At 74.1% G+C, this 13,706-nt stretch carries 16 protein-coding genes; 14 read left to right on the top strand and 2 right to left on the bottom strand.

Going from position 1 to position 13,706, the window contains the following annotated elements:
- Window positions 1-32 precede the first annotated feature (32 nt).
- Window positions 33-719 carry an NAD-dependent deacylase gene (locus tag ACWPXV_RS14605; RefSeq protein ID WP_454085900.1) on the top strand — a complete coding sequence of 229 codons (687 nt, stop codon included), beginning with the start codon at window positions 33-35 and terminating at the stop codon, window positions 717-719.
- Window positions 720-771: 52 nt separating this feature from the next.
- Here ACWPXV_RS14605 and ACWPXV_RS14600 read toward each other — a convergent pair whose 3' ends face one another.
- Window positions 772-1,683: an AEC family transporter gene (locus ACWPXV_RS14600; RefSeq protein WP_454085899.1), complete on the bottom strand. Its 912-nt coding sequence runs from the start codon at window positions 1,681-1,683 to the stop codon at window positions 772-774.
- A gap of 69 nt (window positions 1,684-1,752) precedes the next feature.
- On the opposite strand from ACWPXV_RS14600, the gene ACWPXV_RS14595 reads away from it, so the two are divergent.
- From ACWPXV_RS14595 to ACWPXV_RS14570, 6 genes are all read left to right on the top strand, one after another.
- A complete protein-coding gene (locus tag ACWPXV_RS14595) occupies window positions 1,753-3,393 on the top strand; it encodes a sensor histidine kinase (protein ID WP_454085898.1) in 1,641 nt (546 codons plus the stop codon).
- A complete protein-coding gene (locus ACWPXV_RS14590) occupies window positions 3,393-4,520 on the top strand; it encodes a hypothetical protein (RefSeq protein ID WP_454085897.1) in 1,128 nt (375 codons plus the stop codon). The genes ACWPXV_RS14595 and ACWPXV_RS14590 overlap by 1 nt, the downstream gene beginning before the upstream one ends.
- Window positions 4,521-4,638: 118 nt before the next feature.
- Window positions 4,639-5,217, top strand: coding sequence for an alternate-type signal peptide domain-containing protein (locus ACWPXV_RS14585; protein ID WP_454085896.1), 579 nt, complete (start codon window positions 4,639-4,641; stop codon window positions 5,215-5,217).
- A 37-nt stretch (window positions 5,218-5,254) separates the two neighbouring features.
- Window positions 5,255-5,761, top strand: coding sequence for an alternate-type signal peptide domain-containing protein (locus ACWPXV_RS14580; protein WP_454085895.1), 507 nt, complete (start codon window positions 5,255-5,257; stop codon window positions 5,759-5,761).
- Window positions 5,758-6,654, top strand: coding sequence for a hypothetical protein (locus ACWPXV_RS14575; RefSeq protein WP_454085894.1), 897 nt, complete (start codon window positions 5,758-5,760; stop codon window positions 6,652-6,654). The genes ACWPXV_RS14580 and ACWPXV_RS14575 overlap by 4 nt, the downstream gene beginning before the upstream one ends.
- 15 nt (window positions 6,655-6,669) lie before the next feature.
- Complete coding sequence (locus tag ACWPXV_RS14570) at window positions 6,670-7,011, top strand: hypothetical protein (protein WP_454085893.1); 342 nt, start codon at window positions 6,670-6,672, stop codon at window positions 7,009-7,011.
- Here ACWPXV_RS14570 and ACWPXV_RS14565 read toward each other — a convergent pair.
- The gene (locus ACWPXV_RS14565) at window positions 6,998-7,789 is read right to left on the bottom strand and encodes a response regulator transcription factor (RefSeq protein ID WP_454085892.1); all 792 of its coding nucleotides are present in this window, start codon (window positions 7,787-7,789) and stop codon (window positions 6,998-7,000) included. The two genes, ACWPXV_RS14570 and ACWPXV_RS14565, sit on opposite strands and share 14 nt — an antisense overlap.
- A gap of 65 nt (window positions 7,790-7,854) precedes the next feature.
- Here ACWPXV_RS14565 and ACWPXV_RS14560 point away from each other — a divergent pair, with 65 nt between their 5' ends.
- From ACWPXV_RS14560 to ACWPXV_RS14530, 7 genes are all read left to right on the top strand, one after another.
- Window positions 7,855-8,655 carry a fructosamine kinase family protein gene (locus ACWPXV_RS14560; RefSeq protein ID WP_454085891.1) on the top strand — a complete coding sequence of 267 codons (801 nt, stop codon included), beginning with the start codon at window positions 7,855-7,857 and terminating at the stop codon, window positions 8,653-8,655.
- A gap of 42 nt (window positions 8,656-8,697) precedes the next feature.
- A complete protein-coding gene (locus ACWPXV_RS14555; protein WP_454085890.1) occupies window positions 8,698-9,036 on the top strand; it encodes an ArsR/SmtB family transcription factor in 339 nt (112 codons plus the stop codon).
- A gap of 19 nt (window positions 9,037-9,055) precedes the next feature.
- Window positions 9,056-10,033 carry an SRPBCC family protein gene (locus tag ACWPXV_RS14550; protein ID WP_454085889.1) on the top strand — a complete coding sequence of 326 codons (978 nt, stop codon included), beginning with the start codon at window positions 9,056-9,058 and terminating at the stop codon, window positions 10,031-10,033.
- 95 nt (window positions 10,034-10,128) lie between these two features.
- The gene (locus ACWPXV_RS14545; RefSeq protein ID WP_454085888.1) at window positions 10,129-11,064 is read left to right on the top strand and encodes a metal ABC transporter solute-binding protein, Zn/Mn family; all 936 of its coding nucleotides are present in this window, start codon (window positions 10,129-10,131) and stop codon (window positions 11,062-11,064) included.
- Window positions 11,061-11,804 (top strand): metal ABC transporter ATP-binding protein, encoded by a 744-nt coding sequence (locus ACWPXV_RS14540; protein WP_454085887.1) that lies wholly within the window; start codon window positions 11,061-11,063, stop codon window positions 11,802-11,804. Before ACWPXV_RS14545 ends, ACWPXV_RS14540 begins: the two co-directional genes overlap by 4 nt.
- Entirely contained in the window at window positions 11,797-12,678 is an 882-nt protein-coding gene (locus tag ACWPXV_RS14535) for a metal ABC transporter permease (protein WP_454085886.1), read from the top strand. Before ACWPXV_RS14540 ends, ACWPXV_RS14535 begins: the two co-directional genes overlap by 8 nt.
- Window positions 12,675-13,679: a metal ABC transporter permease gene (locus ACWPXV_RS14530; RefSeq protein ID WP_454085885.1), complete on the top strand. Its 1,005-nt coding sequence runs from the start codon at window positions 12,675-12,677 to the stop codon at window positions 13,677-13,679. The genes ACWPXV_RS14535 and ACWPXV_RS14530 overlap by 4 nt, the downstream gene beginning before the upstream one ends.
- The last annotated feature ends 27 nt before the right edge of the window (window positions 13,680-13,706 follow it).

Genomic DNA, 13,706 nt, shown 5'->3' with positions numbered 1-13,706 from the left:
CGAGCGGCGCGGGGTGCACGCACAATGGCGTCATGCGCGTCGTCGTCCTCACCGGTGCCGGGATCTCCGCAGAGTCGGGGGTGCGGACCTTCCGCGACTCCGGTGGGCTGTGGGAGGGCCACGACGTCGAGGACGTCGCCACCCCCGAGGGCTTCACCAGGGACCCGGCGCTCGTCCACCGCTTCTACGACGCCCGCCGCCGCGACCTCGCGCTCGTCGAGCCGAACCCTGCCCACCGGGCGCTCGCGGCCCTGGAGGAGACGCTCGGGGAGGACCTGCTCGTCGTCACGCAGAACGTCGACGACCTTCACGAGCGGGCGGGCTCACGCCGCGTCGTCCACATGCACGGCGAGCTGCGCCGGGCCCGCTGCGAGGCCTGCGGCGCCCGGCCCGGCTGGGACGCTGACCTCCTCGACGCCCCGCCCTGCCCCTCGTGCCGACAGGCCCGGCTGCGCCCCGACGTCGTGTGGTTCGGCGAGGTGCCCTACGAGCTCGACAGCATCCACGGCGCCGTCACGGCCTGCGACCTCTTCGTCGCCGTCGGCACGTCCGGGGCGGTGTACCCGGCCGCAGGCTACGTCGCCCTGGCGGCGAGCAGCGGGGCCCGGACGCTCGAGCTCAACCTCGAGCCGAGCGAGGTCTCGCGCTACTTCGACGAGGTCCGGACCGGGCCGGCCGCCCGGCTCGTGCCCCAGTGGGTCGCCGAGCTCGTCGGCTGACGGACGGCGGGCGGAATCCAGCTGTCGGCGGGAAGGGGGGCGGGGGAGGGCCTCAGCCGAGCCGGGGGAGGCCGAGGGGCATGGCGACGATGCCGACGAGGATCGTCACCGAGGTCATGAACGTCGACAGCTCGACGTCGCCCCGCACCTCGGCGGTGTAGCCCGGGGCCATCGCCGCGATCGGCGCGAAGTACACCATGCAGAGCACGATCTTCACCTCCGTGGGCACCGGCAGGAGCAGCCACGTCCCCAGCGCGAAGAGGACGGCGTAGCCGTAGCGCACCGTGAGCAGCATGAGGGCCTGGCGGTACTTGGCCCGCGGCAGCCGTAGCTCCAGCCCCACGCCGATCATGAACATCGCGAGAAAGGTGTTGGCGGCGCCGATCGTGCCGGTGAGCTCGATGACGGGGTCGGGCAGGCGGAGGTCGAGCAGCCGCAGCGGCAGCATGACGAGGTAGGTGACGAAGATCGTCGAGCGCAGCATCGTGCGCACGAAGCCACCCAGGCCCATCCGGCGCTCCCCGGGGACCAGTGCCACCGCCCACGCGTAGCCGATGCCCGCGGCCGCCACGGCGTTGCCGACGTCGAAGAGCGAGGCGAGGACCAGGGCCTGGGGACCCATGAAGCCGGCGAGGTAGGGCATGGCGAAGGCGCCCATGTTGTAGCTGCCGACGTTGAGGACGCCGAAGGCCTGCGCCTCCCGGCCCTTGCGGCGCCCCATGAGCATGCCGGTGCCCTGCTGGAGGACGTTGACGACCAGCCCCACCACCGCCAGGGACAGCAGCGCCCACGTGAGGTCGAAGTCGTTGAAGCCCGTGATGATCGCCGCGGGCAGGGTGATCCGCAGGACGATGGTCGCGAGGACCGGGAAGTGGGCCACCGACACCCAGCCGAGCCGCTTGACCCCGAGGCCCAGCGCGATGATCGCCACGAGCGACAACGCCTGGACGAGAACGTCGCCCACCACGCCTCCAGTCCGGCCGGCCGCGCGCCGCCCGCGCCACCCTACGCCGTGCAGCCTAGGCTCGGACCCGTGCCCCGCCAGCAAGCCCCCGTCGCCGACGAGACCACCCAGCGCCGCTTCGCCGTCCTCGGCCGGCAGCTGCCCTTCTTCGTCGTCTACGGCGTCATGACCGTCGCCCTGGTCGCCTGGGACGAGTTCGGTCAGGGCGTCCCCGACGCCGTCCTCGTCGGCGCGGCGGTCAACCTTCTCGCGACCGCGGTCGCCGCCGTCGTGCCCTGGCACCTGCTGCCACGCGGGGCCGAGGGCGTGGTCCCGCTGCTCGACATGCTCGCCGTCGTCTGCCTCCTCAGCGTCGGGGCGCGTGCCTCGGTGCTCCTTCTTCTCCCGGTCGTGTGGCTCGCGCGGATGGGGTGGGGCGCGACCACGACGGCCGTGGCCGCCGGCGTGGCCTCCTCCATGGGGGTGGACATCGTCCACGCGTTCCAGGCCGACGCGCTGTCCATCACGCCGGACAACGCCGCCCGGATGTTCACCGTCCCGGCCGCGATCATCGCCGTCGCCAGCTCCCTGCACCTGTCGGAGAAGAGGTCCGCGGCGCGACGCGAGCTCCTCGCGGGGCAGAGCGCGCTCGTCGAGGAGCTGCTCGAGGAGACGGCGCTGGACCGCGCGCGTCTCGAAGGCGTCCTCAACACGATCGACGCGGGTGTCGTCGTGCTCGACCCCAAGGGCACCGTCGTCGTCGCCAACAGGGCGCTGCGCGAGGCGAGCGGTGGCGGCTTCGCCGTCGGCTCCCACCTCGTCGACGCCGCGCCGCGGCTCTTCTCCGCCGACGGCACCACGCCCGTGGACTCCGAGCGGCTCGCCGCCGTCGCGGCCGGCGAGTCGCTCGACCGCAGGGTCGTGTGGTGGGAGCGGGCCCCGGGTGACCGCGCCGCCTTCCGCATCAGCGCCAGCCGCCTCCCGCACGAGGACGGCGGCAGCGAGGGCTCGGTCGTGGCCCTGCACGACATCACCGACGAGCTGCTCGCCCTGTCCCAACGCGACGACTTCGTCTCCTCCGTCTCCCACGAGCTGCGCACCCCGCTCACCTCCGTCGCCGGCTACCTCGACCTCGCGATCGACGACCCCGCCCTGCCGCCGCACGTCAGGGGCCACCTCGAGGTGGCCGAGCGCAACGCCGGTCGCCTGCGCATCCTCATCGACAACCTCCTCAGCGCTGCGCGCACCGCGTCCGACGTCGGCTCGCGGGAGGACGTGGACCTCGCCGCCGTCGTCGACGACGTCGTCGAGTCCCAGTCCCCGCGCGCCGCCGACCGCGACATCGAGATCGCGGTCTCCACGTCGAGCGCCGCCGTCGTCTGCGCGGACGTCGGGCGCCTCACCCAGGTCGTCGACAACGTCGTCTCCAACGCCGTCAAGTACTCCCACCAGGGGGGCCACGTCAGCATCGAGATCAGTGACAGGGGCAGCCGGGTGTGCCTCACCGTGACCGACGACGGTCCCGGCATCCCCACCGCGGACCAGGCCCAGCTCTTCAGCCGCTTCTACCGGGCGCCGCAGGTGCGTCACACCTCGGTCCAGGGCACCGGCCTGGGCCTGCACATCAGCCGCCAGATCGTCGAGGCTCTCGGCGGCTCCATCACGCTCACCTCCGAACCCGGTCGCGGTACCCGCGTCGATGTCGTCCTCCCGGCCGGGAAGGGCAGCTGATGCTCGACGCCATGACGCTCTACGTCGTCTCGATCGTCGTCATCACGCTCATCGCGACCGCCTTCGTCATCGAGGTCGCCAGCCGGGGACGCTCGCCGGTGGACCTCCTGTGGACGCTCGCGCTCAGCAGCGCCGTCACGACCGCCCTGTTCTACCTGGCCGCGTCGGCGAGCGAGACGCTCTGGTGGTTCGTCGCGCTGGGCAACGCCTCCTCCGTGGTCACCACCCTGGCGATGTGGAACGGCATCCGCGCCGACGACGGGCGGCGCCCGCTCCTGGGCGTCACGAGCGGGTTCGCTGCCCTGGCCGGGCTCGCGGTCCTGCCCGCCGGCCCACTCGCCCCCGTCGGGGCCGGCGGGCGGCTGGGGGGCGCCGAGGCGTTCCGGGGCCGGCGGATGGGGCACCGGCTGAGCCCGGTGCTCGGCGGGATCCTGCTGCTCGTCGGCGTCTACTACGGCGCGCGCCTCGCGGTGTACCTCGCGCAGGGACCGGACTCCCCGACGTTCACCGGACCGCTCGGCACGTCGACGACGCTGCTCATGCTCATCGTCCTCATCACCACGGCCGGGCACTGCATGGTCATCATCCGGACGGATGAGGTCCACGCCCGGGAGACCCGGACGAGCGCCTTCGACCCGCGCACCGGCCTGCGTACGCCGACGAGCTTCGTGCCACGGGCCCGTGAGGCGGTACGGGAGGCGCAGCGCGCGGGGGACCCGCTGGGTGCCGTCGTCGTCGTCATCGAGGGCCGCGACAACCTCACCACCGCCTTCGACCGGACCGTGGCGGAGGCGGCGCTCGTCGCCGTCGTCGACAGCGCCCGCGTCCTCGCGCCACCGTCCAACTCCCTCGCCGGGCGCGTGGACGACGACGCGAGCGACGTCTTCGAGGTGCTCCTGCGCGGCTTCACCGGCGTCGAGGCCCACGCGTGGGCGGAGAACCTGCGCCGCCGTGTCATCGCCGTGCCCCTCCGGGTCGACGGCGCCCGGCTGCGCCTGCGGGTGAGCCTGGGGGTGGCCGCCGACGCCGAGACCGGCTACGAGCTCGACGCCCTGCGCGAGCTGGCTGCGCGGCGGGCGGAGCGGGCCGTGGCGGAGGGTGGCAACCGGGTGCTCAGCTGGCTCTGAGGAATCCTGAGCCAGTCCTGAGGTGGGACTGAGGTGCGGGGGAGGGGTCGCTGAGGTCGGCCGCCGATATTTGGTGCAGCGCCGGACAGACCGGCACCCCGCACCGAGAGGCACGACCATGGCTCGCTCCACCACCTCCCGCTCCACCGGCACCACGTGGAAGGCCGTCGCGGCCACCGCCGTGGGTGTCGTCGTCCTCGGCGCCGGCGGCGCCACCTTCGCTGAGTGGTCCGACTCCGAGGCCGCGGCGACCGACACCGCGATCACCGCCGGTGTCCTCGACCTCGCCGCCGGCCAGGGCACGTGGACCAACGTCGCCGGCGCGGACGTCACCGCCGCCGTCGCGGACGGGTCCTATCTCGTCGTCCCGGGCGACGCCCTCACCTACAGCGAGACCATGACGATCGACGCGCGGGGCGACCTGCTCCGCGCGACCGTCGCCCACAACCTCGAGGGCCTCACCGGCGACGCCGAGCTCCTCGCCCAGCTCCGCGAGAACGCGACGATGTCGCTCAGCGGTGAGGCCGTCACCGGCACCTCCGCCGCCGTCGTCGCCGAGGACGAGAAGCAGACGCTCGACGTCGCCGTCACCGTCGCCTTCGACGCGACCACCGCCAAGCTCGTCGGCCAGGGCCAGGATGTCTCCCTCGGTGGCCTGGACGTCACGCTCCAGCAGGACACCGTCCCCGCCCGCTGACCCGCACCCGCACCACCCACCGGAGAGGAGAACCATCGTGCCCAGCCGCCTGACCCGCGCCGCACTCGCCGCAGTCGTCGCGGTGGTCCTCCTCTCCGGCAGCGGGACCACCCTCGCCGGGTGGAACGACGCCGAGCTCCGCGAGGGGCAGGTCGTCTCCGCCGGTGAGCTCACCGTCGAGCCGGGCAGCTCGAGCACCGTCGTCCTGCGGCCCGGCACCCCCCAGCCGCTGCCCACGAGCACCCCGCTCGTCCCTGGCGACGTCGTGCGCCTCACCTCCACGGTGAGCGTGAGCGCCGCCGGTGAGCTCCTCACCGGCACTCTCGGCCTCGAGGTCACCGGCCTGCAGGGCCTGACCCGCTCCGCCCCGCGGGTGACGACGACGCTCCCGGCCGCCGGCACGCGCGGCTGGACCGTCACACCCGCCGACGACGGCGCCACCGTCACCGCCGTCGTCGACCTCACCGTCCCGGCGACGGTCGCGCAGCACACCACCCTCGACGCCGGCGCGATCCGCTGGACGCTCACCCAGGAGATGCCATGACCACGCGGCTCACCGCCTGCCTCCTCGCCCTCGCCGTCGTGCTGGGCGGGGTCCTCCTCCTGCGTCCGAGCGAGTCCACCCTCGCCGCGTGGAGCGACGAGGCCTCCGTGCCCGTCGCGCAGCTGCGCACCGGCGGCGTCCAGGTGGACGTCACCACCGCCGGCACCGGCACCACGGCCACCCTCGGCATGTCCGGTGACACGAGCGGCACGTGGCGCCCCGGCGCCGTGACCGTCACCTCCGGTGGACGCGCCCTCACCGGCGCCGAGCTCGACGGCTCCCGCGTCGACTACCGCCTCGCCGGCAAGAACGGCACCTGCGCCGCGACGGACCCGGTCGCCTACACCGCCGGCCTCAGCGGCGCCCGTACCTCCTTCACCGTCACCGGCGGCGAGCGTCTGAGCGGCGCCCGCACCCTGTGCCTCACCTTCGTCCCCTCCGACCAGGTCCGCGTCCAGCTCGGGGGCCGCACCCTCGCCTTCGCCACGGCCGTCGACGGCGTCGCCACCGCGGGCACGTGGACCGCCGCGAACACCTGGACCGCGACCCACCAGCTGCCGGCCGCCCCGAGCGTCTCCGCCATGCGCTGCACGCCCGGCTGGCTCAACCAGTGGGTGACCCTGGGCTGGGACTGGGACGCCGGTGGTCTCAACCAGACCGTGGCCCGGTGGAGCCTCCAGCTCGAGGACCGTGGGACGTGGCGCGAGGTCGGCACCGTCCCCGCCCGCCAGCGCACGACGACGGTCAGCCCCTACCAGTTCGACTTCGTCAGCTTCGACAGCTACACCATGCGCGTGGCCGCGGTGCTCACCGACGGCACGACCGTCCCGGCGCCGTCGAGCACCAAGGTGCGCGTCGAGCGTGTCGGCATCGGCGCGGCGTACTGTGGCTGAGCTCGGACGGACACCGTGACCGGGGACCTGCTGGACCGCGGTCCGCTGACCGACCTCGTCGCCCAGGTGGGGGCGCAGGCAGCAGCCGGGATGATCGACCGCTTCCTCGACATGACGGGTGAGCGGCTCGCCCGGCTCCGGCAGGCCGTGGCCACCGGCGAGGACCTGCGGGACGTGTCCCTCAGCCTCGCGTGCTCCGCGCAGATGCTCGGCGCGCTCGCCCTCGCGGACGCCGCCACCCGGTGCCGCACCGCGCAGGGCGCGGGGGTCGAGCGGGCGCTGGCCGAGGTCGAGGCCCTCGCCGGGCCCACGTGCCACGCGCTGCGCGGGGCACGGGCAGCCCTCAGCGGGCGTTGAGCGCCAGCCGGTAGCCCACGCCGCGGACCGTCTCGACGTACCGCGGGCTGGTGGCGTCCTCGCCGAGCTTGCGGCGCAGGTTGGCGACGTGGACCTCGACCGAGCGGCGGTCCGCGTCGGTTGCCTCGAGGCCGGTGTCGTAGCCGTTCTCGGACCACAGCACGCCGGCGAGCTGGGACTTGCTCAGCACACGCCGCGGGCTGGACAGCAGCGCGGTGAGGATGTCGAACTCGCTGCGGGTCAGCTCCAGCGGCGTCCCGCCCAGCTCGACGACGCGGGCGTCGCGGTCCAGGCGCAGGTCGCCGTGGACGAGCAAGGCGTCGTCCTGCGTCCCCGCGGCCTCGGCCGCGGCGGGCAGCTCGGCGGGCGGTGCCGCGGGCGGCGCCTCACCGGCCACCGTGCGCGGACGGCGGAGCAGGGCCTCGATGCGGGCCCGGATCTCGCGGGGCCGGAAGGGCTTGGTCACGTAGTCGTCGGCCCCGGCCTCGAGCCCGAGGAGGGTGTCGATCTCGTCCGCCCGGCCGGTGAGCATGAGGATGTAGGTGTCGGAGAAGGCGCGGATGCGCCGCGCCACCTCGAAGCCGTCGAAGTCGGGCAGGGAGATGTCGAGGGTGGTGATGACGGGTTGCAGCTCGCGCACCGCGTCGACGCCGGCCTGCCCGTTCGGCGCCGACGTCACGGCGAAGCCGGCCTGACCCAGGGTGACCTCGAGGAGGAACCTGATGTCGGCGTCGTCCTCGATGACCACCGCGTTGCCCCGCGCGCCCGTTTCACTCACGGTGACGACTGTAGCGAACCGGGCCTACCCTCGCCGGGCGGCCCACGCCTTGCCACGATGGCCCCATGAGCTCCTTCCACAAGACCGACGAGCCGGTGACGCTGCGCTTCGAGGCGGCCGGCCTGCGCTGGCTCACCGAGGCGGTGGAGGAGGGTGGCGCGCCCGTCGTCGAGATCCTCGCCGAGGGGGAGGGCTGGATGGACCTCGTCCACCTGCCCTCGGCCGAGCCGACGGCGCAGGCTGCTGCGGCCCTCGGCCGCGGCCTGGCCCACACGCACGCCGCCGGCGCACCGTCCCTGGGCTGCACCCCGCCCGGGTGGCGCGGGGAGGTCCCGCGCAGCTCGGGGCCGATGCCCCTGCACGAGCACGACGCCGACGCGCCCTTCACCCGGTGGGGGGAGTTCTACGCCGAGTACCAGCTGCGCCCGTACGTGCCGCGTGCGCTGGCGAACGGCTCCATCGACGACGACGGCGCCCGCGCCCTCGAGCGCGTCGCCGACCGGCTCGCGGCCGGGGACCTCGACCACGACCAGCCCGGCCTCGTCGGGGACGGGGCCGCGCGCCTCCACGGTGACCTGTGGGGCGGCAACGTCGTGTGGACCCAGCGGGACGGCGCCGTCGCGGGCGTGCTCATCGACCCCGCGGCGCACGGCGGGCACGCCGAGACCGACCTCGCGGCGCTCGCGCTCTTCGGCGTCGACCGCCTGCCCGACGTCCTCGCCGGCTACGAGGAGGTCTCCCCGCTGGCCGCGGGGTGGCAGGAGCGGGTGGGGCTGCACCAGCTGACGATGCTCGTCATGCACGCGGTGATCTTCGGCGGCCACTACGGCCCGCGGACGGTAGAGGTTGCCCGGCGCTATGCCTGAGGGGGTTGACGGACGCGTCGTCCGTCACTAATGTACAACCACATGGTTGTACAACGCGTGCTGGACGACGCCGCGACGGACCGGGTGTTCCGGGCCCTCGCCGACGCCACCCGGCGCGACATCGTCCGGCGCACCCTCGTGGGGGAGGCGACCGTGACCGAGCTGGCAGGCGACTACGACATGTCGTTCGCGGCCGTGCAGAAGCATGTCGCCGTCCTGGAAGGAGCTGGTCTGGTGACCAAGCACCGGCAGGGCCGCGAACGTCTCGTGCGCGGCAACCCCGACACGATCCGCCGGGCCCAGCTCCTGCTCGACCAGTACGAGCAGCTCTGGCGCGGACGGGTCACCCGGCTCGACGCGCTCCTCACCGAGGACGAGTGACCGCCAGAAAGGCACCGCCATGCCCGTCACCACCGTCGAGAAGGACCTCGACGCGCTCACCATGACCGTCGTCGCCGACTTCCCCGTGCCGGTCAGCCGGCTCTGGGACGCCTACGTCGACCCCCGCCAGATCGAGAAGTTCTGGGGCCCGCCCGGCTGGCCCGCGACCTTCACCCGACACGACGTCACCGTCGGTGGCCGGTCGGACTACTACATGACCGGACCGGACGGCGAGCGGGCGGGCGGGTACTGGGAGTTCCTCACCGTCGAGCCGGGCCGGTCCTTCGAGGTCCGCGACGGCTTCGCCACACCCGACGGCGAGCCCGACGCCGGCCTGCCCTCCACGCGGATGGTCTACACCTTCGAGCCGACAGGCACCGGTTCGCGGCTGATGACGCGGACCGTCTTCCCCTCCCTCGACGCGCTCGAGCAGCTGCTCTCGATGGGGATGGAGGAGGGCCTGACCGCCGCCATGGACCAGGTGGACGCCGTCCTCGCCGACCTCACCTCCTTCGCCGCGGACCTGCCCACTGCGGCGCAGCTCCTCGACGACACCCGCGTCCGCATCAGCCGGGTCATCCACGGCCCGGTGCAGACCGTGTGGGACGCCCACCACGACCCCGCGCTGATCCGCCGCTGGATGCTCGGTCCCGACGGGTGGAGCATGCCGGTGTGCGAGGTCGCGACGACCGTCGGGAACACCTACCGCAACGAGTGGGAGCGCGACGGCGGCGGGGACCGCTTCGGCTTCACCGGCGAGCTCCTCGAGTCCGCGCCGCCGTACCGGGAGGTGACGACCGAGCGGATGATCGGCGTCGAGGGTCCCGGCGCGGTCAACGAGCTCACCCTCACGCCCGTCGACGGCGGGACCCTGCTCACCGTCGTCGTCACCTACCCCGACGCCGAGACGCGCGACGCCGTCCTCGGGACCGGGATGGTCGACGGCATGGAGACGAGCTACGCGCGGCTCGAGGCCGAGGTCCTCACACCGGCGTAGACCGTGGATCCTCGGAGCCGTGCGCCCGCTGGGACGACGAGCGGGCGCACAGCGCTGCGGTGCGCGGAACGCGCGAGTTCGACTACCCTTGCCGCATGAGTTCGGGTACCCGAAACCGTGTGGCGCTCGCGGCGGGTCTCGTGCTGCTCGCAGCAGCGTGCGCGGGCCCCGCGGGCGGCGCCGACGACGGCCGCGTGGACGTCACGGTGACGACGACGCACGCGGCAGACCTTCTCCGCGCCGTCGGCGGTGCGCACGTCGAGGTCACGGCCCTCATGGGGCCGGGCGTGGACCCGCACCTGTACCGCGCGAGCCAGGGCGACGTGCGCGCCCTCGTCGAGGCGGACCTCGTCGTCTACCACGGGCTCTTCCTCGAGGGCCGGATGGAGGAGGTGCTCGAGGCCGGGGCGCTCGAGCGGGTGCTCGCGCTGACGGACACCCTGCCCCGCGCGCAGCTCCTCGCCTCCGCCGACCACGCCGACCAGCACGACCCCCACGTGTGGTTCGACCCCGAGCTGTGGGTACAGGTCGTCGACCCCGTCGTCGCGGAGCTCAGCGAGATCGCCCCCGAGCACGCCGCTGACTTCGCCGCCGGCGGGCGTGCCTACGTCGAGGAGGCGCTGGCCGCCCACGCCGAGGCCACCGAGCTCCTCGCCGCCGTGCCCGAGCGGCGCCGCCTCCTCGTCACCTCCCACGACGCCTTCGGCTACCTCGGCCGCGCCTACGGCCTGGAGGTCCGCGGCGTCCAGGGCCTGTCCACCGAGGACGAGGCCGGCGTCGCGGACGTCCGCGGCCTCGTCGACCTCCTCGTCGAGCGGCAGGTACCCGCCCTCTTCACCGAGTCGAGCGTCTCCCCGGCGAGCATCGAGGCCGTCCGGGAGGCCGCCGCCGACCGCGGCTGGCAGGTGCACCTTCCCGAGCGGGGCCTCTACTCCGACGCCCTCGGTGCGCCCGGCACGCCCACCGGCAGCTACGCCGGGATGCTCCTCGCCAACGCCGAGACCATCGCCACCGCCCTGGGAGGGTCATGACCGCGCCGCTGTCCGTCCACGGGCTCACCGTCGCCTACCGCGACGAGCCCGTCCTGTGGGACGTGTCCTTCACCGTGCCCGAGGGCCGCCTCGTCGGCGTCGTCGGCCCCAACGGGGCGGGCAAGACGACGCTCCTCAAGGCCGCCATGGGCCTCGTGCGGCCCGTCGCCGGCGGCGTCGAGATCTTCGGCCGGCCCCTCGAGCGGGTGCGCCGCGAGGTCGGCTACGTCCCGCAGCGGGGGAGCGTGGACTGGGACTTCCCCACCGACGCCCGCGACGTCGTCGAGATGGGCACCTACGGACGGCTCGGCTGGCTGCGCCGGCCCGGCGCCGCCGAGCGCCGCACCGCCGAGCGCTGCCTCGAGCGCGTGGGCATGCTCGAGCTCTCCGGACGGCAGGTCGGGGAGCTGTCCGGGGGCCAGCAGCAGCGCGTCTTCCTCGCCCGGGCCCTGGCCCAGGACGCGCGCCTCTACCTCGCCGACGAGCCCTTCGTCGGGGTCGACTACCTCACCGAGCGCGTCGTCGTCGACCTCCTGCGCGAGCTGCGCGACGAGGGGCGCACCGTCGTCGTCGTCCACCACGACCTGTCCACCGTCGCCGAGTACTTCGACACCGTCGTCCTCCTCAACCGTGAGCTCGTCGCCGCCGGCCCGACGGCGGAGGTCTTCACCCCCGAGAACATCGCCCGCACCTACGGCGGGACGGCCCGCCGCGAGCCGGAGCCCGGCCGCCGTGGGTGAGCTCAGCGCCTTCCTCGGCGACTACACGCTGCGGACCGTCGCGCTCGGCGCCGCCGTCCTCGGCCTGCTCGGCGGGACCCTGGGCACCTTCGCGGTGCTGCGCCGCCAGAGCCTGCTCAGCGACGCGCTCGCGCACGCGACGCTGCCCGGCGTCGTCATCGGCTTCCTCCTCACCGGCACGACCTCCGGCTCCGGGCTCATGCTCGGCGCGGCGGCGACGGCGGCGCTCGCCGCCGGGCTCGTCCTCGTCGTCGTCCAGCGCACGCGGGTCAAGCAGGACGCCGCCCTGGCCCTGGTCCTGTCGGTGTTCTTCGGGGCCGGCACCGTCCTGCTCACCTACGTCGCGGGCACCGGTGCCTCGGGACAGTCGGGCCTGGACCGCTTCGTCCTCGGGCAGGCCGCCAGCCTCGTCGCCGCCGACGTGAGGGCCATGGCGGTGGCGACGGCGGTGGCGCTCGCCGTCGTCGCCGTCACGTACAAGGAGCTCAAGCTCGTCGCCTTCGACCCGGCCTTCGCCCGCGCTGTCGGGTACCCGGTGCGGCGGGTCGAGGCGCTGCTCACCGTGCTGCTCGTCGTCGCGATCGTCGTCGGGATCCAGACCGTGGGCGTCGTGCTCGTCGCCGCGCTCCTCATCACCCCGGCGGCGGCCGCGCGGCAGTGGACCGACCGGCTCACGGTGATGATCGTGCTCGCCGCGCTCATCGGTGCCCTCAGCGGCGCGACCGGGGCCGTGCTGAGCGCGACGACCACCGACCTGCCCACCGGCCCGCTCGTCGTCCTCGTCGCGACGGCGGTCCTCGTCCTGTCCCTGCCCGCGCGCCGGCTGCGCGCCCGGGCGGGTGCCCGGCGCGCTGCGGTGGGGGAGGCGGCATGAGCGTCGACGTCGTCATCATCGTCACCGCGCTGCTCGTCGTCGCCCCGTGCGCGCTGCTCGGCTGCTTCCTCCTCCTGCGCCGCAGCGTCATGGTCGGTGACGCGATCTCCCACGCCGCCCTGCCCGGGATCGTCCTCGCCTTCCTCCTCACCGGTTCCCTCGGCCCGCTCGCCGCCGTCGCCGGGGCCGCCGCCTTCGGCCTCCTCACCGTCGTCCTCGTCGACCTCCTCGAGCGCGGCGGGAAGGTCCGTGGCGACGCCGCCACCGGCATCGTCTTCACCGGGCTCTTCGCCCTCGGCGTGCTCCTCGTCGCCCGCTACGGCGGCAACGTCCACCTCGACCTCGAGCACGTCCTCTTCGGGGAGATCGCCTTCGCGCCGCTCCACGTCCTCACCGTCGGCGGGGTGGACCTCGGGCCCCGGTCGTGGTGGACCACGGGGACCGTCGCGGTCGTCGCCGTCGCCGCCGTCGTCCTGCTGTACAAGGAGCTCAAGGTGACGACCTTCGACCCGGCGCTCGCCGCCGTCGTCGGGATCTCCCCGGTGCTCGTCCACCACGTGCTCATGGCGCTCGTGTCCGTCACCGTCGTCGGCGCCTTCGACTCGGTGGGCGCCATCCTCGTCGTCGCCCTCCTCGCCGGCCCCGCGGCCACCGCCTACCTCCTCACCGACCGGCTCGGGCTCATGCTCGTCACCGCGCTCGGCGTGGGGGCCGTCGCGGTGCTCGGCGGGTACGGGCTCGCCGTCGTGTGGGACCTGTCGATCGCCGGGATGATCGCGAGCGTCGTCGGTGCGGCCTTCCTCCTCGCGCTCCTCGCCGCGCCGCGCCACGGGCTCGTCGGCGCCGCGGTGGTGCGCCGCCGGCGGCGGACGGTGCTGCGCCGCCGCCTCGTCGACCACGCCGCCCGCGCCCTCGGCGAGGACGCGACGACGGCGCAGCTCGCCGCCCGGCTGCAGTGGCCTGTCTCGCAGGTCGAGAGGGTCCGCGCTCGGCTAGACTGAGCCGCTACAGGGTTCGCAGCGCTTCCG

The organism is Georgenia sp. Marseille-Q6866 (genome assembly GCF_965111665.1).
The sequence above is the reverse complement of the archived record's forward strand: the minus strand, read 5'-3'. Positions and strand labels throughout refer to the sequence as shown.

Excerpts from the sequence above, each read along its gene's own strand:
- ACWPXV_RS14555 (WP_454085890.1), top strand. The coding sequence starts at position 8,698 with ATGGTTGTACAACGCGTGCTGGACGACGCCGCGACGGACCGGGTGTTC.
- ACWPXV_RS14540 (WP_454085887.1), top strand. The coding sequence starts at position 11,061 with ATGACCGCGCCGCTGTCCGTCCACGGGCTCACCGTCGCCTACCGCGAC.
- ACWPXV_RS14560 (WP_454085891.1), top strand. The coding sequence starts at position 7,855 with ATGAGCTCCTTCCACAAGACCGACGAGCCGGTGACGCTGCGCTTCGAG.
- ACWPXV_RS14530 (WP_454085885.1), top strand. The coding sequence starts at position 12,675 with ATGAGCGTCGACGTCGTCATCATCGTCACCGCGCTGCTCGTCGTCGCC.
- ACWPXV_RS14605 (WP_454085900.1), top strand. The coding sequence starts at position 33 with ATGCGCGTCGTCGTCCTCACCGGTGCCGGGATCTCCGCAGAGTCGGGG.
- ACWPXV_RS14575 (WP_454085894.1), top strand. The coding sequence starts at position 5,758 with ATGACCACGCGGCTCACCGCCTGCCTCCTCGCCCTCGCCGTCGTGCTG.
- ACWPXV_RS14550 (WP_454085889.1), top strand. The coding sequence starts at position 9,056 with ATGCCCGTCACCACCGTCGAGAAGGACCTCGACGCGCTCACCATGACC.
- ACWPXV_RS14545 (WP_454085888.1), top strand. The coding sequence starts at position 10,129 with ATGAGTTCGGGTACCCGAAACCGTGTGGCGCTCGCGGCGGGTCTCGTG.
- ACWPXV_RS14590 (WP_454085897.1), top strand. The coding sequence starts at position 3,393 with ATGCTCGACGCCATGACGCTCTACGTCGTCTCGATCGTCGTCATCACG.
- ACWPXV_RS14585 (WP_454085896.1), top strand. The coding sequence starts at position 4,639 with ATGGCTCGCTCCACCACCTCCCGCTCCACCGGCACCACGTGGAAGGCC.